At 70.7% G+C, this 20655-nt stretch carries 24 protein-coding genes; 9 read left to right on the top strand and 15 right to left on the bottom strand.

The genetic code is table 11. The features are described from left to right. Positions 1-5: 5 nt before the first annotated feature. Positions 6-491 (bottom strand): cation:proton antiporter regulatory subunit, encoded by a 486-nt coding sequence (locus ACWGKJ_RS24740; protein WP_266860137.1) that lies wholly within the window; start codon positions 489-491, stop codon positions 6-8. A gap of 257 nt (positions 492-748) precedes the next feature. On the opposite strand from ACWGKJ_RS24740, the gene ACWGKJ_RS24735 reads away from it, so the two are divergent. Further along, the gene (locus tag ACWGKJ_RS24735) at positions 749-1462 is read left to right on the top strand and encodes a ribonuclease H family protein (protein ID WP_385033718.1); all 714 of its coding nucleotides are present in this window, start codon (positions 749-751) and stop codon (positions 1460-1462) included. 140 nt (positions 1463-1602) lie between these two features. Here the strand turns inward: ACWGKJ_RS24735 and ACWGKJ_RS24730 are convergent, their stop codons facing one another. Both ACWGKJ_RS24730 and ACWGKJ_RS24725 read right to left on the bottom strand, forming a co-directional pair. After that, positions 1603-2139 carry a hypothetical protein gene (locus tag ACWGKJ_RS24730; protein ID WP_385032651.1) on the bottom strand — a complete coding sequence of 179 codons (537 nt, stop codon included), beginning with the start codon at positions 2137-2139 and terminating at the stop codon, positions 1603-1605. A gap of 159 nt (positions 2140-2298) precedes the next feature. Beyond that, positions 2299-3276 (bottom strand): Lrp/AsnC family transcriptional regulator, encoded by a 978-nt coding sequence (locus ACWGKJ_RS24725; RefSeq protein WP_385032648.1) that lies wholly within the window; start codon positions 3274-3276, stop codon positions 2299-2301. Positions 3277-3375: 99 nt separating this feature from the next. On the opposite strand from ACWGKJ_RS24725, the gene ACWGKJ_RS24720 reads away from it, so the two are divergent. Together ACWGKJ_RS24720 and ACWGKJ_RS24715 are read left to right on the top strand one after the other, a co-directional pair. Beyond that, positions 3376-3828 carry a VOC family protein gene (locus ACWGKJ_RS24720; RefSeq protein ID WP_385032645.1) on the top strand — a complete coding sequence of 151 codons (453 nt, stop codon included), beginning with the start codon at positions 3376-3378 and terminating at the stop codon, positions 3826-3828. 187 nt (positions 3829-4015) lie between these two features. Further along, complete coding sequence (locus tag ACWGKJ_RS24715) at positions 4016-4429, top strand: antibiotic biosynthesis monooxygenase family protein (protein WP_385032642.1); 414 nt, start codon at positions 4016-4018, stop codon at positions 4427-4429. Positions 4430-4797: 368 nt separating this feature from the next. Here the strand turns inward: ACWGKJ_RS24715 and ACWGKJ_RS24710 are convergent, their stop codons facing one another. Together ACWGKJ_RS24710 and ACWGKJ_RS24705 are read right to left on the bottom strand one after the other, a co-directional pair. Then, entirely contained in the window at positions 4798-5631 is an 834-nt protein-coding gene (locus ACWGKJ_RS24710) for a hypothetical protein (RefSeq protein ID WP_385032639.1), read from the bottom strand. Positions 5632-5758: 127 nt separating this feature from the next. Continuing rightward, the gene (locus tag ACWGKJ_RS24705) at positions 5759-6214 is read right to left on the bottom strand and encodes a DUF5990 family protein (RefSeq protein WP_385032636.1); all 456 of its coding nucleotides are present in this window, start codon (positions 6212-6214) and stop codon (positions 5759-5761) included. A 173-nt stretch (positions 6215-6387) separates the two neighbouring features. On the opposite strand from ACWGKJ_RS24705, the gene ACWGKJ_RS24700 reads away from it, so the two are divergent. Then, positions 6388-7188 carry an endonuclease I family protein gene (locus ACWGKJ_RS24700; RefSeq protein ID WP_385032633.1) on the top strand — a complete coding sequence of 267 codons (801 nt, stop codon included), beginning with the start codon at positions 6388-6390 and terminating at the stop codon, positions 7186-7188. Between the two features lie 83 nt (positions 7189-7271). On the opposite strand, the gene ACWGKJ_RS24695 is transcribed toward ACWGKJ_RS24700, so the two are convergent. The 3 genes from ACWGKJ_RS24695 to ACWGKJ_RS24685 form a co-directional block, all read right to left on the bottom strand. After that, entirely contained in the window at positions 7272-7523 is a 252-nt protein-coding gene (locus ACWGKJ_RS24695) for a DUF6213 family protein (RefSeq protein ID WP_385032630.1), read from the bottom strand. A 243-nt stretch (positions 7524-7766) separates the two neighbouring features. Beyond that, complete coding sequence (locus ACWGKJ_RS24690) at positions 7767-8096, bottom strand: hypothetical protein (RefSeq protein ID WP_385032627.1); 330 nt, start codon at positions 8094-8096, stop codon at positions 7767-7769. Positions 8097-8231: 135 nt separating this feature from the next. Next, positions 8232-9017 (bottom strand): SAM-dependent methyltransferase, encoded by a 786-nt coding sequence (locus ACWGKJ_RS24685; RefSeq protein WP_385032624.1) that lies wholly within the window; start codon positions 9015-9017, stop codon positions 8232-8234. 342 nt (positions 9018-9359) lie between these two features. Between ACWGKJ_RS24685 and ACWGKJ_RS24680 the strand changes: the two genes are divergently transcribed. Continuing rightward, positions 9360-9857, top strand: a complete 498-nt coding sequence (locus ACWGKJ_RS24680; RefSeq protein ID WP_385032621.1) for a peptidylprolyl isomerase — start codon at positions 9360-9362, stop codon at positions 9855-9857. 186 nt (positions 9858-10043) lie between these two features. Here the strand turns inward: ACWGKJ_RS24680 and ACWGKJ_RS24675 are convergent, their stop codons facing one another. The 3 genes from ACWGKJ_RS24675 to ACWGKJ_RS24665 are packed head-to-tail and all read right to left on the bottom strand — an operon-like array spanning position 10044 to position 13095. Further along, positions 10044-11078, bottom strand: a complete 1035-nt coding sequence (locus tag ACWGKJ_RS24675) for an acyl-CoA dehydrogenase family protein (RefSeq protein WP_385032618.1) — start codon at positions 11076-11078, stop codon at positions 10044-10046. Continuing rightward, entirely contained in the window at positions 11075-12247 is a 1173-nt protein-coding gene (locus ACWGKJ_RS24670; protein WP_385032615.1) for an acyl-CoA dehydrogenase family protein, read from the bottom strand. Before ACWGKJ_RS24670 ends, ACWGKJ_RS24675 begins: the two co-directional genes overlap by 4 nt. Continuing rightward, positions 12247-13095: an enoyl-CoA hydratase gene (locus ACWGKJ_RS24665; RefSeq protein ID WP_385032612.1), complete on the bottom strand. Its 849-nt coding sequence runs from the start codon at positions 13093-13095 to the stop codon at positions 12247-12249. Before ACWGKJ_RS24665 ends, ACWGKJ_RS24670 begins: the two co-directional genes overlap by 1 nt. 114 nt (positions 13096-13209) lie before the next feature. On the opposite strand from ACWGKJ_RS24665, the gene ACWGKJ_RS24660 reads away from it, so the two are divergent. The 3 genes from ACWGKJ_RS24660 to ACWGKJ_RS24650 all read left to right on the top strand — a co-directional run bounded on the left by ACWGKJ_RS24660 (position 13210) and on the right by ACWGKJ_RS24650 (position 15892). Then, entirely contained in the window at positions 13210-13995 is a 786-nt protein-coding gene (locus ACWGKJ_RS24660; RefSeq protein ID WP_453315817.1) for an SDR family oxidoreductase, read from the top strand. 66 nt (positions 13996-14061) lie between these two features. Beyond that, positions 14062-14676, top strand: a complete 615-nt coding sequence (locus ACWGKJ_RS24655; RefSeq protein WP_385032656.1) for a TetR/AcrR family transcriptional regulator — start codon at positions 14062-14064, stop codon at positions 14674-14676. A 58-nt stretch (positions 14677-14734) separates the two neighbouring features. Then, the gene (locus tag ACWGKJ_RS24650; protein WP_385032610.1) at positions 14735-15892 is read left to right on the top strand and encodes an acetyl-CoA C-acetyltransferase; all 1158 of its coding nucleotides are present in this window, start codon (positions 14735-14737) and stop codon (positions 15890-15892) included. 116 nt (positions 15893-16008) lie between these two features. On the opposite strand, the gene ACWGKJ_RS24645 is transcribed toward ACWGKJ_RS24650, so the two are convergent. The 4 genes from ACWGKJ_RS24645 to ACWGKJ_RS24630 are packed head-to-tail and all read right to left on the bottom strand — an operon-like array spanning position 16009 to position 19527. After that, complete coding sequence (locus ACWGKJ_RS24645; RefSeq protein ID WP_385032607.1) at positions 16009-17118, bottom strand: NAD(P)H-dependent flavin oxidoreductase; 1110 nt, start codon at positions 17116-17118, stop codon at positions 16009-16011. Continuing rightward, on the bottom strand, positions 17115-17900 hold the full coding sequence (locus ACWGKJ_RS24640) for a CoA-transferase subunit beta (RefSeq protein WP_385032604.1): 786 nt from the start codon (positions 17898-17900) through the stop codon (positions 17115-17117). The genes ACWGKJ_RS24645 and ACWGKJ_RS24640 overlap by 4 nt, the downstream gene beginning before the upstream one ends. Beyond that, complete coding sequence (locus ACWGKJ_RS24635; protein WP_385032654.1) at positions 17897-18745, bottom strand: CoA transferase subunit A; 849 nt, start codon at positions 18743-18745, stop codon at positions 17897-17899. The genes ACWGKJ_RS24640 and ACWGKJ_RS24635 overlap by 4 nt, the downstream gene beginning before the upstream one ends. A 32-nt stretch (positions 18746-18777) precedes the next feature. Next, positions 18778-19527 carry an enoyl-CoA hydratase family protein gene (locus ACWGKJ_RS24630; RefSeq protein WP_385032601.1) on the bottom strand — a complete coding sequence of 250 codons (750 nt, stop codon included), beginning with the start codon at positions 19525-19527 and terminating at the stop codon, positions 18778-18780. Between the two features lie 140 nt (positions 19528-19667). On the opposite strand from ACWGKJ_RS24630, the gene ACWGKJ_RS24625 reads away from it, so the two are divergent. Next, positions 19668-20615 (top strand): SDR family oxidoreductase, encoded by a 948-nt coding sequence (locus ACWGKJ_RS24625; RefSeq protein WP_385032598.1) that lies wholly within the window; start codon positions 19668-19670, stop codon positions 20613-20615. Positions 20616-20655 lie beyond the last annotated feature (40 nt).

Here is a 20655-nt window from a genome sequence, read left to right as displayed (position 1 = left end):
GGCGTTTATCCTCCGGTGATCAGTTCCGCGACGGCGTCCACGCCCTCGCGGGTGCCGACGACAACGAGGATGTCGCCACTGGCGAAGCGGAAGTCCGGGGTGGGAGACGGGAATGCGGTGGTCCGCCGCAGTACGGCGACGATCGAGGCACCGGTCCTGGTGCGCGCCTGAGTGGCGCCGAGTACGCGCCCCGCGTACGGGGACCTCTTGGTGATCGCGATGCGCTCGCTCACCAGGTCGATCTCCAGGTGCTCGTGCAGCTGGGCCACCGGCGCGGGGGTGAGGAGCCGGGACAGCGCGGCCGCCTCGTGCGAGGCGAGCGGCGTCGAGCTGCGGCAGCTGTCGTCGTCCTCGGGATCGTGGAACGCGAGGATGCGTCGGCCGTCCTGATGTGCCACGACCGAAATGTGCTGTCCGGCATCGGTGTTGAGGTCGTACCTGGTTCCGACTCCGGGCAGTCCGGTCTTCCGGATGCGGGCGGCGGGTTCCATAGAAGGCTCCATACGGGCATTCAGGGGCGGTGTGCGGGCACGGTTGCCGTAGGTGCGGCGCGACGCGGTCGGTCTCCGCGGATCCGTCCAGCGGGCAGCCGGTAGCTCTGCCCGTAACTCTATCGCAGGTCAAGTAATGGTAAATAGTGGAGTCGTTATGGGGTGATTAACCCTTTTTGTCGGCCCAGGTCGGGAGGTGACTCCCGGCCGGGCCCACCCGGTGAGGGTGTGGTGCCGGGCCCTCCCGCGTTGCTGGCATGATCGGGGGCATGGCTGAACGCGTTATCGCCGCGTGTGACGGGGCGTCGAAAGGAAATCCGGGGCCCGCGGCATGGGCCTGGGTCATCGCCGACAGTGCGGGCACACCTGTCCGCTGGGAGGCGGGAGCGCTGGGCACGGCGACGAACAATGTGGCCGAACTGACCGCCCTGCAGAGCCTGCTGGCCGCTGTGGACCCCGGCGTGGAGATGGAGATCCGGATGGACTCCCAGTACGCGATGAAGGCGGTGACGACCTGGCTGCCCGGATGGAAGCGCAAGGGCTGGAAGACGTCGTCCGGCAAGCCGGTCGCGAACCAGGAACTCGTGATGCGGATCGACGAGCTGCTCACCGGCCGTACCGTCGAATTCCGCTACGTCCCCGCGCACCAGGTCGACGGCGATCCGCTCAACGACTTCGCCGACCGGGCGGCCAGCCAGGCCGCGATCGTGCAGCAGGCCGCGGGCAGCCACCTGGGCTCCCCGCAGCCTCCCGCCGCACCTGACGCCGTCCGCACGTCCGGGGCATCCCGGCGCGGGTCCGCGGGTGCCACGAAGGCCGGGCCGTCGGCGAAGCGCACCTCGTCGCGGACGCTGAAGGCGAAGTTCCCCGGCCGCTGCCGCTGCGGCCGTTCCTATGCGAGCGGCGAGCTCATCGCCAAGAACACGGACGGCTGGGGCCACCCCGACTGCCGCACGGCGGACACCGCCTAGGATTTCCGGTCCGCTCCGTACGGGGCGGCCTCCCCGTGCCGGGCCTGCTCCGTACCGTTACGGAGCAGGCCCGCCGCGTGTTCAGTACCTGTTGTCGTTCCCGGGCTCGGTGGCGAGTCGGGCGAAACCGCGCTGGAGCACTACGAGACGGTGGCGGCGTGCTGCCGCAGGAAGGCTCCGGCGTGAGCGGCGGCCTCTTCCTTCGTCGCGTACCAAGTGCCGTCCTCGGCGGCGCCGCGAGTTTCGTCCGCGCCTTCGCCCGCCCAGGCCCAGCCACCGGACGACGGGTCCTGCACCAGTTCGGCCGTGCCGCCGAAGAGTTCGAGCGTCGCGTCTCTCCGCGCCGCCACGGCGGCGGGGCGGGGAACCGCGTCGGGCCACTTCTTGCGCGCGCCCTGGCGGGTTATGCCCCAGACCGCCCCCATCTGCTCGTAGTTCGCGCCGTAGGAGCCGGCTGTCGCCGCCGCGATTGCCGCCAGACGCTTGACCTCCGTATCCACCACCTTCCAGGCGGCGAGGATGGACAGAGTCACATCAACCGGGTCCGCCTCCCACATGCGGGCCGTGGACAGCCCTGACTCGCGGGAGCGAATGGCCGCTGCGAGCGGATTGAGGGCGTCAGTAAGCGCCTTGACCAGCTCGGCCCGCTCTTCGGGGGTGATCTCGATCGAAGTCATGCGACAACTATAGTTACCGTAATCGATTTCGACAACTTTAGTTCCGGCTCGGCGGCCGGGCTGTCGTCGGCGACCGTGACCCGGCTGACGAAGCGGTGGCAGGCACTCTCTGCGTTTCTGATTACTCACCGGGCAGCCCGCTGTGTGAAAGCGCGAGGCCTAGACAAGGCGGCCGCCGGCCACCCGAGTGGCGGCCTGCTTGAGCCTGCTGAGCAACGGCACAGCCTCGACGTGGATCACCCCAGGGAGACTACCGAGCTGCTCAGTGACATAGCTGAAGAGCTCAACGCTGTCGCGGCAGGTTACTGCGGCCACGATGTTCGCAGAGCCCGTGACCGCGGCGACCCAACTGGTCTGCCGATGCGAGGAGAGCGCCTCGCAGACCGTGACGATGAGGTTCGGAGAGACTTGAAGGAGCAGCGTGGCCGAAACTCGGTAGCCGAACGCTTCCAACATCACGTCCACGTCCACGGTGACGGCACCACTGTCCAGGAGCGCCTGGAGACGACCTCTGACGCGGGACAGCGGCCAGTTGAGGGTACGGGACAGTGCTGACGCGGTGGCTCTGCCGTCCCGGCGTAGTTCCTCCAAAAGTGCGCGGTCTTCGAGGAGCACCGGACTGTACGTCTCCTTCCGCCGGCGAGGATCGCTCCCCTCAAGGAGATGTCGTACCGCGTCCTCGCTCAGCGGCTCCTCGAAACCCGACCACTCGGCAGGGCCGCCGGAGTACGAGTGCAGCACCAGGTGAGTAGTGAAGGAGAGCACTTCGGCCGTGTGCGAGATCCGGGGCAGCACTCCCGTGCCGCAGGCTGCATCGGCGGGCAGGGTCGTGGTGCACATCAGCTCCGCACCGCCGGAGTGCAGCGCAACCCAGGAAACGTCCTCGCGTGCAGCAAGCACATCGCCCAGGTGGGCTGCGGCAGTAGGACGGCACTGCAGCCGCAGCAGCCAGAGCCCACGTCTGGCAGAGGCAGCTGCCTCGCTGACCAGGACTCGGAGCACACCTGCCTCGCGCATGGCGCTGTAGCGGCGTGTCGCAGTCTGCTCCGAAACCCCCACCGCCTCGGCGATCCGTCGCATCGGGGCCCGCCCGTCGAGCATCAGGCATTGGAGGATTTGTTGATCCACAATGTCCATATGGGCAGTTTAGTTCTTCTCAGCGGATCCCATGGAGGTAGCTGTCGAGTAGGGGCCGAGCCCTGGAGCTTCCGGGGCCGCGTGGCGAACACTCAACTCATGAGCGTTTTGAACCACCACATCGTCTGGTCCCGCGATGCTGAGACCTCGGCCCGCTTCCTGGCCGACATGCTGGGCTTCGAACCCCCGGTGAAACTGGGTCATTTCTTGATGGTGCAGGTGGGACCTGGCATCACCTTCGACTTCATGACCACCGACCGCGACATCACGGCTCAGCACTACGCCTTCCTGGTCAGCGAGGAAGAGTTTGACGTGATCATCGGCCGGGTGCGGGAGTACGCCCTGGAGTGCTGGGCGGACCCCGGGCATCAGGACGCGAGCAACATCAACCGCCTCGATGACGGCCGCGGTGTCTACTTCAACGACCCCAGCGGTCATGAGCTGGAGATCATCACACGCCCCTACGGCAGTGGCGGTCTCGACGCCGAGCACGTCAACCCGCTACTTACCGAGGAGCTCGCGGCGAGCGGGAAGCTTCCGGACCTTTCATGACCGAGCCGTTGACCGAGTCGTTGACCGAACGCCCCCTCGTTCAGGTGCTGATAGGGAGCACTCGGCCGAACCGCGCAGGCGAACCCACCGCTCGTTGGGCCGCCGAACAGACCGCCGCGGGTGGCGTCTTCGACGTCGAAGTGGTCGACGCTCTGCGCAGAGCCATGCGGCAGAGAACGGTCCGACCGTGCGCCAGATCGCCCCACCAGTCTTCGAAAGAGAACTGACCATGCCGAAATTCACCGAGCTGGACCTTCACGTTGCACTCGCTGACCAGCTTGACGAGGGGGGCGGACCAGTCATCCTCGTCAACGTCTTGTGCGTCGCCCCCGAAGACGTCGACCAACTGCTGCTGGCTTGGTCCACCGACGCGACTACCCTGAAGAATCAACCGGGCTTCATCTCCACCCAGTTGTATCGCGGTATCGCCGGCAGCAGCGCGTTCCTCAATTACGCTGTCTGGGAGTCAACGGACCACTATCGGGCGGCCCGACTTGACGACGGCGCTCGCGCAGCCGCTCGCGATCTCTACCCGGCCAGCCTCGTCGCCACCCCGCACCTGTTTCGAAAGCAGGCTGTGCCAGGAATCTGCGTGGCCTGAGGAATTGATGCGTGGTAGCGGGGTATTACGCGCCTGGCTTGCTGGCGGCAACCTGGGAAGAGGAGGCGAACGCCGCAGTGGCCTCCCGAATCGGGCTGCCGCGGCTGCCAGTCGTGCACTGGCCAGAGCCGTCCAGCGAGCATGAACGCGCGGACCAGTGGTTCGGGCTCTGCTGTAAGACCCGGACCCTGATGACCTGGGCGGCCGGCCGGCCGTTCGCCTGAGCGGACGACGAGATCACCGACGCCGACCGGGATGGGCGGCTTGGTTGGAAGGAAGTAACCCTGTGCCCTCCGGCTTGCCGCCCAGGTGATCGAAGTTTCGGAATGCTGGACGAGCCGTTCACAGTCGGGATCAGAAACAGGTACTCAGCCGGCGGGGGAGTACGAGTAGACCGTCGTGGACACGATGCAAGCGCCCGGCTGAACCACCTCCGCGCGCAGGGTGCGCGACGCCGGGTCGTAGTCGACGCCCTCGGACTCGAAGGTGCCGGAGCAGATGCTGCGGCGGGGGAGCTGGAGCAGTGTCGTCACCCGGCCGGTGACCGTACTGCCGTCGATGGCGTGCTCCAGATCGACCTGGAGCAGGTCCTTCGCCTCGTCGTCCGAGACACACACCAGCCGGGTGTCCGAGACGAAGTCGCAGCCCTGGATGTCGCTCACCGTGCGGTCCAGCGAGATCTGGCCGGCCTGGGGCAGCGCCCCGCCGGCGGGCGGGGTGGCCGGGTTGAGCAGCGGAGCCGGGAAGACCTGGAGGCGGTCCTGGCTGCCCCACTCCCCGGAGACCATCCACTGCGCGTCGGGTGAGACCGCGGCGAAGGAGTTGTTGAGCTTCTCGCCCGGATCGAGCTGGTGGACGTACTCGTACCGCTTCCCGTCCGGGGTCGTCACCGCGTACATCTTCGATGTCGCGTCGTCCCCGCCCTGGTAGGCGTCGAAGACATCGCCCCGGGCGATGTCCGGGTCGCCTATGTGGTTCCAGCCCTTGGCGCGGAGACCGAGCGGCACCGAGGCGAGCCCCCGGAAGAGCAGCGAGCCGTCCGCCCGGCCGGCGATCCCCTCGCCGCCGGTCAGGGAACCGGTGTAGGAGGTGCCCGATTCGGTCCAGCCGCCCGGTGCGGCGGCCGCGCTGGGCAGGAACGCGACGGACAGGGCCAGGGCGCCCGTCAGAACGGCGGCAACGCGGAGCGTTTTGAGGGGCACTGATTCTCCGTCGGTTCGGCAGTGGGAGGCGAAGCGTAGACCGGGCCCTCCGGTGCGCGCACCCGCCTCGGTGCGCCGACCTCGCAACGATGGCCGGAACATGACGCGGCCGCCTGCCCGCACGCGGCTACCCGGCGGGCTCGGCGGTCCAGCTGACCAGTGGGGGCCGGATCGAGCCGCAGAGCGGCTGCCCCTGGCTGTCCGTGAGCCGCAGCCGTGCGGTGAGGCGGCCGGAGCGTACGGCCGCGTCGAATACGTCGGGGCTGACGGCGTCCAGCATCAGTTTGGCGCGGCGGAACATGGTGGGGGTGCCGTCCGGATCCGCCGTGGTCCAGGACAGATAGACGAAGCGCCCGCCGAAGCGGTTCTGGATGTACGGGCCGGAGACGACGGTGGTGCCGTCCGGCCCCGGTGCCGTCGTGCACTCCAGCGTCCACCGGGCGGACGGCAGATCACCGGCGTGCGCGGCCGCCACCTCCTGGGGCCGGTCCCTGGCCTGGACGCCGACGTGGATGTCGACGGCATCGGCGAAGGCGGAGCTGGTGCGTCCGGGCAGGCCGGAGGCTTCGATACGGATCTGCATGCGGCCATTGTCCAGGGCCGCGGCGTACGGCAGATCGGCACACGCTCGTTCCGTCTTCTTCACCTGCCGGTCCGGGGGCCGTGGCAGTGTCCTGTGAACCGTACATGACATCAACCACGTGCCGCCGCACGGCAGTTGGAGAGGACACCCCCCACATGTCCCGACTTACAGCGATGAGATGGATCACCGCCATGGCCCTCGCCGGGGCCGCCGCCCTGAGCGCGGCACCGTCCGCGCCCGCTGCCGCCCGCCAGGTCCCCCTCCCGGCCGCGACGGCCTCCCGGGTGCTGGACGACTCGTACTACGCGGACGCCGAGGGCAAGTCGGGTGCGGCGCTCAAGAGCGCGCTCCACACGATCATCAGCAAGCAGTCGACGGTCAGCTACGCCCAGGTCTGGGACGCGCTCAAGGTCACCGACCAGGATCCGGCCGACTCGTCCGACGTGATCGAGCTGTACACGGGGAAGTCGGTGCCCAAGTCGAGCAGCGGCGGCAGCACGGGTGACTGGAACCGCGAGCACGTGTGGGCCAAGTCCCACGGCGACTTCGGCACGGCCACCGGGCCCGGCACCGATCTCCACCATCTGCGGCCCGCGGACGTCGCGGTGAACGGCGTCCGGGGGAACAAGGACTTCGACAACGGCGGCACGGCGGTGGCCGGAGCCCCCGGCAACTACACCGACTCGGACTCCTTCGAACCGCGCGACGCGGTCAAGGGGGATGTCGCCCGCATGATCCTCTACATGGCCGTGCGGTACGACGGCGGGGACGGATTCCCGGACCTGGAGCCGAACGACAAGGCGGGCAACGGATCGGCGCCGGCCATCGGACGGATCAGCGTGCTCACGCAGTGGAGCGACGAGGACCCGCCCGACACCTTCGAGAAACATCGCAATGACGTGATCTACAGCGACTACCAGCACAACCGCAACCCGTTCATCGACCACCCCGAATGGGTCGACTCGATCTGGTAGCCGCCGGAGCGGTACGGACGACGGGGCGGGGGCCGGTCACCGGACCCCGCCCCCGGTCGTCCTGTTGCCGTCGCGCGGGACGCTCAGACGCTCTCCCCGTCGCTGCTCCCCTTGGAGGTGTGGGCGATGCACTCGACGTCGATCTGGTCGGCGAGCTTCGCCAGTTCGATGGTGAGGGCGGCCACGGTGTCCTCGTCGGCGTTCGACGCGTCGTCGCGCACCGCCTGGAGCCAGCCCGCGCCGAGCGTCCGCAGCATGTGGCTCACATCGGCGGCTGCCACATGCAGCACGCCCTGCTCGTCGGGGACCAGGGCCAGCATGACGTCACGGTTCAAGTCTCTCCGCCTCCAGTGTCTGCGGAATCCTCCGCGCTGCGACTCTAATGACACCCTGCGCCCTCACGCGGGACATGAGGTCCGTGCCCCGCGGGACATGAGGTCCATGCCCTCTCGCAGCGCAGGCGATGCACCAGCTATCCATGTCCGTGTCCGTGGTGTCGTGTGCCCGCCCTGGGCCCGGACCACTCCGACGGCGTGCGACGGCGCGGCAGCCGGACGCGGTGTGGGCATCACGGTTCCTCACCGCCGCTCGGCGCGGTGGCGCCGGATGACGGCGACGTCGATGGCCGCTATGGCGGTGAAGACGGCGCAGAGGGCGGCGAGAACGACCAGGGCCGTCGTACTGGGGGCCCCGGAGGAGCGTGCGGAGGCCGCCCACAGGGCAAGCAGCGCGGCTCCGGCGGCGAAGACCGGCAGGGCGATGGACGAGATCACCAGCCGGGCGCCCAGTGCGCTGTAGGCGGTCAGCGGCTCGGTGCCCGTCCTGGGCCATCCGAGGTGGGGGAGGCGCGGGTGGGTGTGCGGGGCGCTTCCGCCGTGGCCCCCGCCCAGCGCGGCACGGTGGGACATGAGATCCCCTTCCCGGCGCCGGTCACCGGAGAGGACGGGCGGCCGCGCGCCTCGAATCGCGTGGATCCTGTACACCCCAGTGTGCTCCACTCCCGGCGCCCCGCGCCGCCACGGAACCGGAGGACCCGCCCCGCGCTAGCGGACCCGCCCCACCGCGGCGTAGATCCCGCTGCCCTCCGCCTCCGGGGCCGCCGTGTCCTTGAACCACTCGGTCGCGGTCACCAGGCCGGGTTCGACGAGTTCGAGCCCGTCGAAGAACCGGGCCACCTCGGGGCGGGTGCGGAAGCCGAGCCGGATGCCGCCCTTCGCGTACTGCGCCGTGACCATGGCGGCCAGCTCCTCGTACCGGTCCGAAGCGGCGTGTGACAGCACCAGGCAGCTGCCCGGCGGCAGCGTCCCGACCAGGGTGCTGACGATGCCGTACGGGTCCTGGTCGTCGGGGACGAAGTGCATCAGCGCGATCAGGGAGAGCGCGATCGGCCGGTCGAAGTCCAGGAACTTCCTGGCGTGGTCGATGATCGTCCGCGGCTCTCGCACATCCGCCTGGATGTAGTCGGTCGCGCCCTCCGCGCTGCTGACCAGCAGGGCTTCCGCGTGCCGCAGGACGATGGGGTCGTAGTCCGTGTAGACGACCCGCGCCGACGGCACGGTCCGCTGGACGATCTGGTGCAGGTTCGGCCGGGTGGGGATGCCGGTGCCTATGTCGAGGAACTGGTCGATGCCGCTTTCCGCCAGGTACGCGGCGGCCCGGTGCATGAACGCGCGGTTCTGCCGGGCGGCGTCCTTCGCCTCGGACGGAAGGCTCTCGCCCACCTCCTGGTCGACGGGGTAGTTGTCCTTGCCGCCCAGCAGCCAGTCGTAGACCCGCGCGGGGTGCGGCTTGCTCGTGTCGATCCGGGGGGCGGGTGCGGCTTCCGTCATGGGCGGGCTCCGTTGCGCGAGGAGTGGACGGGGGCAGGTCCCTGGGCGTGGCCGGGGGAGAGGGTGACTGCCGCACTGCCGCAGCCCACCGCACCCCGGCCGACCAGCGTCTTGTCGGCGCAGTCTGCCACAGCAACTCAGCGGCCGGTGCATGGCGTTGGCCTGCCCGGAGGGAAGTGCTCGGTCCTCAGCGGGCTGCTTCACAGGGCTGCGGCCTCCTGCCGGTCCCGCTGGGGTACGGGGGCGGGGCAGGCAGGCACCGCCGGCCGGTCCGGACCCCCGTCCGGCGGGCCGCAGGACCTGTGGCCTGGGGCTCCGGGGCGGACGTGACAGGATGGCCGTATGTCTACCAACGTTTTCTTCGACATCACCATCAATGGCGAGGCCGCGGGAAGGATCGTCTTCGAGCTCTTCGACGACGTCGTTCCCAAGACCACGCAGAACTTCCGCGAGCTCGCCACCGGCGAGCACGGCTTCGGCTACGCGGGCTCGGGCTTCCACCGCGTCATCCCCGACTTCATGCTCCAGGGCGGTGACTTCACCCGGGGCGACGGCACCGGCGGCAAGAGCATCTACGGCGAGAAGTTCGCCGACGAGAACTTCAAGCTCAAGCACGAGCGTCCGTACCTGCTGTCGATGGCCAACGCCGGCCCGAACACCAACGGCTCGCAGTTCTTCATCACCACGGTGCAGACCCCGTGGCTGGACGGCAAGCACGTCGTCTTCGGCGAGGTCGTCGAGGGCCAGGACCTCGTGAAGAAGATCGAGTCGTTCGGCTCCGGCTCGGGCGGCACCAAGGCGAAGATCGTCATCGCGGCTTCCGGCGTCGTCGAGAAGTAATCCCCCGGGATCGCCCAGGGGTCTTCCGGGCCGGTCCAGGGGTCTTCCGGACCCCGGGCTTCCGGGATCTTTCCCGGGACCCGCACGAAGCACCCCGGCACGGTCCGGGACATCCGGGTGCCTCCGCGGCCGCCGTCCAGGTGAGCGGCCGCGGAGCCCCGGGCTCCGGCCGTACTCCCCGCGGCCTCAGCCGGCCGGCCGGGCCAGCACCCGGGCCCGGCAGTCGGACGGGGAGCCCCAGGCCGAGCGCAGGGCGCGCGCCTTGCGGATCCACAGGGACAGGTCGTACTCGGCCGTGTAGCCGATGGCGCCGTGCAACTGCAGCGCCGTACGGGCCGCCGCGTACGCCGCCTCGCCTGCCGCCACCTTCGCCGCCGCGACCTCCGCCCCAGCGTCCGGAGACTTGCCCGCCAGGGCCACCGCCGCACCGTGGACCAGCGGGCGGGCGAACTCCAGCCCGATCAGCGCATCCGCCAGCCGGTGCTTCACGGCCTGGAAGGCGCCGATGGTGGTGGAGAACTGGGTGCGCTGCTTCGCGTAGGCGACGGTCCGTTCGACCAGGGCGAGACCGACCCCCAGAGCCTGCGCCGCGGTGGCGAACGCCGCCCAGTCGGCCGCGGTTCGGGTCGACGCTCCGACCTCCGGGCCCGATACGAGCGGAACCCCGCCGGCGATGTGCGGGACCGCGAGCCGCCGGGCCGGATCGATCGAGGGCTGAACGGCGCCGTGTCCGGACGCCGTACGCAGTTCGGCCGGTCCGCCGTCCGTCGCAGCCGTGCCCGTCACCACGAAGGTGACATCTGCCGTGTCCATGTCCAGGGCGTACGGGCCCCCGGCCGGCAGGGCCAGCGATGCCATGCCCCGCCCCGAAGCGAGCCGGGGCAGCCACCGTTCGGCCGATGCCGTGTCCCCGCACCCGGCGGGCCCGCCCAGGAGGACGCCCGCCGCCACGGTCTCCACCAGGGGGCCCGGCACGGCGTGCCGTCCCAGCTCGACGAAGGACACGGCGAGTTCGACCGGGAGCAGGCCCATACCGTCGTACTCCTCCGGCACCGCGAGCGCGAAGACCCCGGCATCGGCGATCCGTTTCCACAGCGCCCGGCCGGGACCGGTGTCCCCGGTGGCCCAGGCCCGTACCGCGGCAGGGGTGTCGGCCGATGCGAGCATCCGGTCCAGTGTCCGGCCGAACTCGGTCTGTTCGTCGTCGAGCAGGAATTTCATGACCGGCGTCCCTTCGGCAGGCCCAGCAGCCGTTCGGCGATGATGTCGCGCTGGATCTCGTTGGTTCCCGCGTAGATGGGGCCCGCCAGCGAGAAGGTGTAGCCGTCGGCCCAGCCGCCGTCGGCGGGCGCGTCCGCCGCGTCGTCGGAGAGCTCACCGCGCGGGCCCAGCAGGTCGAGCGCCGTCTCGTGCAGGCTGATGTCCAGCTCGGACCAGAAGACCTTGTTCAGACTGGACTCCGCTCCGATGGAGCCGCCGGCCGCGATCCGCGAGGCGTTGGCGTAGGTGAAGAGCTGGTAGGCGCGCGAGCGGATCACGGCGTCGGCGACCCGGTCGCGCAGCGCCGTGTCGCCCGGGTCGGCCTCGGCCCGCCACAGCCCGGTGAGCCGGGCGGCCGCCGCGGTGAAGCGCCCCGGGCTGCGGAGTGTCAGACCGCGTTCGTTGCCCGCGGTGCTCATCGCGACCTGCCAGCCGCGGCCCGGCTCGCCGATGACGTCGGCGTCGGGGACGAAGACGTCGTCGAGGAAGAGTTCGGCGAAGGCCGGTTTGCCGTCCAGGCGTCCGACCGGACGTACGGTCACGCCGTCCGCGTCGAGCGGGAACATCAGATAGGTGAGACCGCGGTGCGGCCGGTCCGCTTCCGGGTCGCTGCGGAAGAGCCCGAAGGCACGGTCGGCGAAGGCCGCCCGGGACGACCACGCCTTCTGGCCGTTGAGGAGCCAGCCGCCCGCCGTCCGGGTCGCGGTGGAACGCAGCGAGGCCAGGTCCGAACCGGACTCCGGCTCGGACCAGGCCTGCGCCCAGATCACCTCGCCGCACGCCATGGCGGGCAGGACCCGGGCGCACTGCTCGGGGCTGCCGTGCTCGAAGAGGGTGGGGGCGAGGAGGTTGATGCCGTTCTGGCTGACCCGGCCGGGCGCGCCGGCCGCGAAGTACTCCTCCTCGAAGATCAGCCACTGGAGGATCGACGCGTCCCGGCCGCCGTGCCGGGCGGGCCAGGAGACCACCGACCAGCGGTCGTCCGAAAGGGTGTGCTCCCAGGCCCGGTGGGCCGCGAAGCCCCCGGCGGTCTCCAGCGACGGCAGGGGTGATGCGGGGACATGCGCGGCGAGCCACTCGCGGGCCTCGGCGCGGAAGGCGTCCTCGGCCGCGGTGAAGTCGAGGTCCATCAGCGTCCTGCCTTCTTCATCGCTCCGACGTCCATACCCCCGAGCGGGTCCGCCGCCGTCTCGGCGTTGTGCGCGTGGGCGAGATGGTGCAGGCCGAAGACGGAGTCGAGTCCGGTGTGCAGGCCCTGCAGATCCTCCGCCTGGTTGACCGCGCGCTTGGTCAGAGCCAGCCCCATCCGGGGCATCTCGGCGACGCGGGCGGCGAGTTCGTGCGTACGGGCGGTGAGCTCGGCCGCGGGAACGACCCGGTTGACCATGCCGACCTCGTACGCGCGCCGGGCGCTCATCCGGTCACCGGTGTAGAGGAACTCCTTGGCGATCCGCGGGGGCATCACCCAGGGGTGGGCGAAGTACTCGACGCCGGGGATCCCCATCCGTACGACCGGGTCCGCGAAGAAGGCGTCGTCGGCCGCGACGATCAGGTCGCAGATCCAGGCGAGCATCAGCCCGCCCGCCACACAGGCGCCCTGTACGGAGGCGATCATCGGCTTCGGCAGCTCGCGCCACCGCCGGCACATCCCCAGATAGACCTCGGACTCCCGGGCGAACCGGCTTTCGGCGCCTGCCTTCTCCGAGTGGTCCCACCAGAGCCCGGCCTTCCGGTCGAAGGGGAGGTGCGCGTCGCGCTCCGGGGTCCCGATGTCGTGCCCCGCGGAGAAGTGCCGGCCCGCGCCCGCCAGCACGACGGCCCTGACCTCGTCGTCGTCGGCCGCACGGTAGAAGGCGCGGTCGAGCGCGTAGGTCATCGCGGAGTTCTGGGCGTTGCGGTAGTCCGGGCGGTCCATGGTGACCAGGGCGAGGGGGCCCTGACGCTCGTAACGCACGGGCTCTTCATGGTCGGCGATCATCGGCGACTCCTTCCCTAACAAGTGTTTGGTAGGTTAACCTACGGCCATGAGCAGCGTCGAGGAATCCGGCACCGGGACCGCCCGGACGCGGACCGCATCGCGAGGTGGACATCCGTGAACAAGCCCCCGCAGTACCTCCCCGGGCACCAGCTGCTGGCCGGCCGCACCGCAGTGATCACCGCGGCGGCCGGTGCGGGGATCGGTGGCGCCACCGCACGCCGGTTCCTGGAGGAGGACGCCCGGGTCGTCGTCGGCGACAGTCATGCCCGCCGCCTCGACGAGACCGTCCGGGCGCTGGCGGACGAGTTCGGCGCCGACCGGGTCGCCGGAGCCGCCTGCGACGTCACCGACGAGGAGCAGGTCGCCGCGCTCCTCGACCTGGCGGAGGAGCGGCACGGCCGGCTCGACCTGGTCGTCAACAACGCGGGGCTCGGCGGGACGGCCGAGCTGACCGAGATGACCGACGCCCAGTGGGACAAGGTCATCGACGTCACCCTCAACGGGACCTTCCGGTGCACCCGCGCCGCGCTGCGCCGGATGAAGGCGTCCGGCGGCGGGGGAGTCGTCGTCAACAACGCCTCCGTCGTCGGCTGGCGCGCCCAGCGCGGACAGGCCCACTACGCCGCCGCGAAGGCCGGAGTGATGGCGCTCACCCGCTGCGCGGCGGTGGAGGCCGCCGAGTACGGCGTACGCGTCAACGCGGTCTCGCCCAGCCTGGCCATGCACCCGCACCTGGTGAAGGTCACCACGCCCGAACTGCTCGAACAGCTCACCGAGGCCGAGGCGTTCGGCCGGTACGCGGAGCCCTGGGAGATCGCCAACGTCATCGTCTTCCTGGCCAGCGGCTACTCCTCGTACATGACAGGCGAGACGGTGTCGGTCAGCAGTCAGCACGCGTGAGCGGGGAACGACAATGGGTCTGTGCCTACTGCCAAGAACGTGCCCACCGCCAAGAAGAAGCCCGATATGAGCCCCTCGCCCGCGCGGCGCAGGGAGCTGCTCGCCACCGCCGCCGAGGTGTTCGCGGCCCAGGGCTACAACGCCACCACCGTGCGGAAGATCGCGGACGAGGCCGGCATCCTGGCCGGCAGCCTCTACTACCACTTCGACTCCAAGGAGTCGATGCTCGACGAGATCCTCAGCACCTTCCTGGACGAGCTGTGGGCCCGCTACGACTCCGTACTCGCCTCCGGTCTCGGTCCACGGGAGACCATCGAAGCTCTGGTCACCGAGTCCTTCCGGGAGATCGACCGGCACCGGGCCGCGGTCGCCATCTACCAGAAGGAGTCCAAGTACCTCTCGCTCCAGCCGCGCTTCGGCTATCTGGCCGACTCGCAGGAGAAGTACGAGAAGGCCTGGCTCGGAACGCTCGAACGCGGCGTCTCCGAAGGGGCCTTCCGCGGCGATCTCGACGTCCGCCTCACCTACCGCTTCGTGCGCGACACCGTCTGGGTCGCCGCGAGCTGGTACCGGCCGGGCGGACAGCACAGCCCGGAGGAGATCGCCCGCCAGTACCTCGCGATGGTGCTGGAAGGCATCGCGTCCGGGACGCACCGAAAAACGCCGCACCAGGAAACGTAGACCGACCGCCGGTCCCCGGACGGTCGGGACCCCACCAGGTTCCCATGGAGGAGCAGTCATGGCCGAGGCCTACATCGTCGAAGCGGTACGCACCCCGGTCGGGCGGCGCAAGGGCGGGCTCAGCGCCGTCCACCCGGCCGACCTGGGCGCGCATGTGCTCCGGGCCCTCGTGGAGCGTTCGGGCATCGATCCGTCCGCCGTCGAGGACGTCGTTTTCGGCTGTCTGGACACGGTCGGCCCGCAGGCCGGGGACATCGCCCGGACCAGCTGGCTGGCCGCCGGCCTGCCGGAGGAAGTGCCGGGTGTGACCGTGGACCGGCAGTGCGGCTCGTCGCAGCAGGCCGTGCACTTCGCCGCGCAGGGCGTGCTATCCGGCACCCAGGACCTCGTCGTCGCGGGCGGCACCCAGAACATGTCGATGATCCCCATCGCCTTCGCGAGCCGGCAGGCCGCCGAGCCGCTGGGGCTGACCGACGGGCCGTACGCCGGTTCGCAGGGGTGGCGGGCGCGTTACGGGGCCCAGCCTGTCAACCAGTTCCACGGCGCCGAGCTGATCGCCGGGAAGTGGGGCATCTCCCGTACCGACATGGAGGAGTTCGCGCTCCGCTCGCACCAGCGCGCGATCCGGGCGATCGACGAAGGACGCTTCGCACGCGAGACCGCCGCCTACGGTGACGTCACCACCGACGAGGGCCCGCGCCGGGACACCACGCTGGAGAAGATGGCAGGACTGAAGCCCGTCGTGGAGGGCGGACGGCTCACCGCGGGCGTCTCCTCCCAGGTCTCCGACGGGGCTTCGGCCATGCTGCTCGCATCCGAACGGGCCGTACGCGAACACGGACTGACCCCCCGGGCCCGCATCCACCACCTCTCGGTACGCGGTGAGGACCCGATCCGGATGCTGTCCGCGCCCATCCCGGCGACGGCGTACGCGCTGAAGAAGGCGGGCATGTCCATCGACGACATCGATCTGGTCGAGATCAACGAGGCGTTCGCGCCCGTGGTGCTGGCCTGGCTGAAGGAGACCGGCGCCGACCCGGAGAAGGTCAACGTCAACGGCGGCGCCATCGCGCTCGGCCACCCGCTCGGGGCGACCGGCACCAAGCTGATGACGACGCTCCTGCACGAACTGGAGCGCACCGGCGGGCGCTACGGCCTCCAGACCATGTGCGAGGGCGGCGGTCAGGCCAACGTCACCATCATCGAGCGCCTCTGATGCGTCTCTGACACACCTCTCCCGCCGACGCCGACGCAGGCGCCAACGGCCGTGCCGTTCCGGACACTTACGGTGCCGGGAACGGCACGGCCGTCCTTCGTGCGGCCCCGGCGCGGTCAGCCGGATCCGGCGGCCGCAGCCTCCAGCGCCGCCAGCGACCGCAGGGTCGCATGGGCCTCGGACATGATCCGGCCGACCAGTTCGGCGCAGGACGGCAGATCGTCGATCAGACCCGCGACCTGGCCGGACGCCATCACCCCCAGATCGGGGCGGCCCTCCACCATGGACGCCTTGAGCATCATCGGTGTGTTGGCGGCCAGCAGCACCTGGCTCCACGTCAGATCCTTGCCGTGCTTCATGGCCAGACCGTCGCGGATCATCTCCGCCCAGCCGAGCCCGGAGTGCGCCTTGAAACCCGCCGCGTGCCGCAGCGCCCGCAGCAGCGCCGCCGGCCGCCCCGAGCGCTCAAGCGAAGCGACCAGGGGGGTGCGGAGCATCCGGTGCGGGAGCCCGTCGACCTTGGTGGTGACGGTGATGTCCTTGACGCCCGCCGCGAGGTACTCGGCCTTCACCGCGTCCGGCACCGTACTGTCCGACGTGAGCAGGAAGCGGGTGCCCATCGCGACGCCCGCGGCGCCCTGGGCCAGCGCGGCCACCAGACCGCGCCCGTCGCGGAAGCCGCCCGCCGCCACCACCGGGATGTCCACCGCGTCCACCACCTGCGGAAGCAGCACGGTGGTGGCGACCTCACCGGTGTGCCCACCGCCCTCGCCGCCCTGCACGATGACCGCGTCGGCGCCCCATGCCGCGACCTTCTCGGCATGCCGGCGGGCGCCGATGGACGGGATCACCACGACACCCGCGTCCTTCAGCCGGCCGATCAGGGCCTCGGAAGGGGCGAGCGCGAAGGACGCCACCCGCACCCCCTCCGCGATGATGAGGGCCACCCGGTCGGCGGCGTCGCCCGCGTCGGCACGGAGGTTGACCCCGAAGGGCTGGTCCGTACGGGACCTCACCTCGCGCACCGCCGAGCGCAGCTGCTCCAGCGTCATCGTCGCGGAGGCCAGGATGCCCAGCGCCCCCGCGTTGGCCGACGCCGACACCAGACGGGGGCCCGCCACCCATCCCATACCGGTCTGCACGACCGGATGGCGCACCCCCGTCAGCTCGGTGAGCGGGGTGGAGAGCGTGGCGGCCGGGCCCGCTCCGCCGCCGTCGCCGGTCATGTCCGCACCTCGCGGTCGCGCAGCCCCGCCGGGTCGATGACCGTACGGATCAGCCGCAGCTCCTCCGCGGTCGGCTCCCGGGTGAGAGGTACGTCGTCGGCGACCGTGAGCGGGAAGCCGGTGGCCTCCCGTACCTCCGCCGCGCTCACCCCGGGGTGCAGCGAGCGTACGCGCAGGGTCCGGTCCGGTGTCCCGAAGTCCAGCACCGCCAGATCGGTGACGACCCGTCGCAGCTCGTGGAAACGGGTCGCCGAAGGGCCCGCGGCGGCCGCACGGTCGTGGCCGACACCGCACACCATGTCGACCTTGTCCACGAAGACCCGGGTGGAGTGCCGTGGCACCCAGTAACTCGTCGGGTTGTTGATGGTGTTGACCGGGGCGCCGCGCACCCCGAGCAGCTGCCTGGCGGGCTGCTTCCAGTCGCCGATGCAGCTGATGTTCTGGTTGCCGTACCGGTCGAGCTGGCTGGCGCCCATCATGACGTGCCGCTTGCCGCCGGTCACCATGGACAGATGCCGGCGGTAGGGCAGCCAGCCCTCGACGACCTCCGGCGCGGCGCCGAGTGCGGGGACGTCGCCGATCACCAGCGCCTCGCCGTCGGTGAGCAGCAGGTCGGGCGAGAAGGTCAGCCGGGCGAGCCGGGCGCCGACCGACGGCACGGTGCCCATCGGGCTGGCCAGGACCTCGCCGTCCCCCCGCCACGCCTCCGCGCAGGCGATGACGCAGTACTCGGCGCGGGTGACATCGCTCCGCCCAGCGGCGGTGGCCTCCGGTGTGCTCATGCGCCCTCCTCGGCGAACGCCGCGACCGCGGCCTGGTAGGTGTTCTCGTCCCCGGAGAGGAAGCGCGCGGTGAACTCCCGCCAGGCGTCCGGGTCCGCCGCTGCCTTGGCGTACGCCGTCTGGAACGGCTCGTCCCGTCCGTAGTCGGGCACGCAGGAGGTGAAGTGCGCCCCGTTCGGGGTCTCCGTCACCCCGGTCACCGACTGCCGCCCGACAAGAAGGGTCTGTGGCCCGCCCGCATCCGCGAACTCCGTGCTCTCCACGATGCGTTCACAGGAGACGTACGCCTCGTCCGCCGCGTCGCAGAAGAGGTCGTCGAAGTACGGGTCGGGGCCCAGGTACTGGCCGTTGCCCCGGGCGTCCGCCCGGTTGAGGTGCACGAGCGCGGCGTCCATCCGCAGCGCGGGCACGGCCACCAGCTCCTCACCGTCCGGGTAGGGCGAAGTGACCGTCCGCAGCTCGGGGTTGACCCGCAGTACGTCCGAGCCCAGCCCGGCCCGTACCGGCAGGAACGGCAGCCGGTGGGCAGCCGCTGTCAGCCCCCACATGAACATCGACTCGTCCAGCTCGGTCAGCTCGAAGTCACCGCGCTGGCGGGCGGCGCGGAAGTGCGGTTCCAGCGGGATGGAGTCGAGGGTGGTGAAGGCGGCCACCAGCTTGCGGATCTTCCCCGCGGCGGCCAGCAGACCGACATCGGGGCCGCCGTACGAGACGACGGTCAGATCGGTGACGTCCGACCGCAGCAGGGCCCTGACGAGCGCCATCGGCTTGCGCCGGGAGCCCCAGCCGCCGATCCCGACCGTCATCCCGCTGCGCAGCCGGCCGGCGACCTCGTCCGGGGACATGATCTTGCCGGTTTTCCCGGGATTGTCGCTGCTCACGACTTCTCCTTGCTTCCGAAGGTGTTACGGACCCGGTCGGCGACGCCCAGCAGATTGGCCTCGAAGGTGAAGCCCTGCTCGAAGCGGTAGCTCCGGCGGACGTCGACCGGGTCGATTCCGTTGATGGCCGCCTTCGCGAGGCGGATCAGGGTCCCGTCCTTGGCGGCGATCTCGGCCGCGAGCCGTACTGCGGCGTCCAGAAGTTCGGCGCGCGGCACGATCTCCCACACCGAGCCGTGGTGGTGGAGCTCCTGCGCGGTGGCGGTGCGCGAGGTGTAGTACAGGGTGCGCATCAGGTGCTGGGGGACCAGGCGTGCGAGGTGGGTCGCAGCGCCGAGTGCGCCCCGGTCCAGCTCGGGGAGGCCGAAGGTGGCGTCCTCGCTCGCCACGATGGCGTCCGCGTTGCCCACCAGGCCGATGCCGCCGCCGAGGCAGAAGCCCGCGACGGCCGCGACCACCGGGACCTCGCACTCGTACACGGCGGCGAACGCCTCCGCGCAGCCGCCGTTGGCGCCCACCAGCGCCTCATGGCCGTCGGTGCGCTGCATTTCCTTGATGTCGACTCCTGCGTTGAAACCGCGTCCGGCGGCCGCGAGCACCACACACCGCACGGCCGGGTCGGCGCCCGCGGCGCGTACGGCCGCTGCCAGGTCGTACCAGCCCTGCACGGGCAGGGCATTGACCGGGGGGAAGTCGACGGTGACCACGGTGACACCGCTGAGCGGGCTTGAGGTGGAGACACCCATGAGCAGATCAGCTACCTTTCCACCAAACATTTGTTAGGTGAGAAGGTAGCAGTGGTTCGCGTACCGCGGGAGGGGGCGCCCGGCGCCCCGGCCCGTACGAGCCCGTACGACAGCCGACGGAAACGAAGAGGAGAAGCGGGATGACGTCACAGAACGCGGAAGGCACGGCGGGGGACGGCGGCGGAATCTGCGCGGGGCGGGTCGCCGTCGTCACCGGGGCGGGCCGGGGCCTGGGCCGCGCCCACGCACGCGCCCTGGCGGCGGAGGGCGCCCGGGTCGTCGTCAACGACCTGGGGGTCGGGCTCGACGGCGCGGGCGGCTCGGCCGGTCCCGCGCAGGACGTGGTGGACGAGATCGTCGCGGCGGGCGGCGAGGCGGTCGCCCACGGCGGCGACATCGCGACCACGGACGGTGCGGCCTCTCTGGTCGCCACCGCGCTGGACGCCTTCGGCCGGCTGGACATCCTGGTCAACAACGCCGGGTTCCTGCGGGACCGGATGCTCGTCAACCTCGACGAGGAGAGCTGGGACGCGGTCATGCGAGTCCACCTCAAGGGCCACTTCCTGGCGCTCAAACACGCAGGGGAGCACTGGCGGGCGGAGGCGAAGGCGGGACGGATGCCGCAGGCCCGGGTGGTCAACACCAGTTCGGGCGCCGGACTGCTCGGCAGTGTGGGGCAGGGCAACTACGCGGCGGCCAAGGCGGGAATCCTGGGGCTGACCCTGGTCGCCGCCGCCGAACTGGGCCGCTACGGGGTCCAGGTCAACGCCATCGCCCCGGCGGCCCGCACCCGGATGACCGAGACGGTGTTCGCCGACGCGATGGCCGCGTCCGGGGACGGCGGCTTCGACGCGATGGCCCCGGAGAACGTCTCACCGCTCGTGGTCTGGCTGGCTTCCGGGGCGTCCGCCGGAGTCACCGGCCGGGTCTTCGAGGCGGAGGCCGGACGGATCACGGTCATGGAGGGGTGGCGGCCAGGGCCGGGCGCCGACAAGGGGGCGCGCTGGACACCGGCCGAGGCGGGCGAGACAGCGCTGCGGCTGCTCACCGCCGCCGAACCGCCGCAGCCGGTGTACGGCGCACAGTGAACGCCGCCGTGCGGGCGCACCGGGAACGGGGCGCCCGCAC

This window comes from Streptomyces sp. NPDC054757 (genome assembly GCF_053612185.1).
Note: the sequence above shows the minus strand (reverse complement) of the source record. Positions and strands in the feature narration are given on the sequence as shown.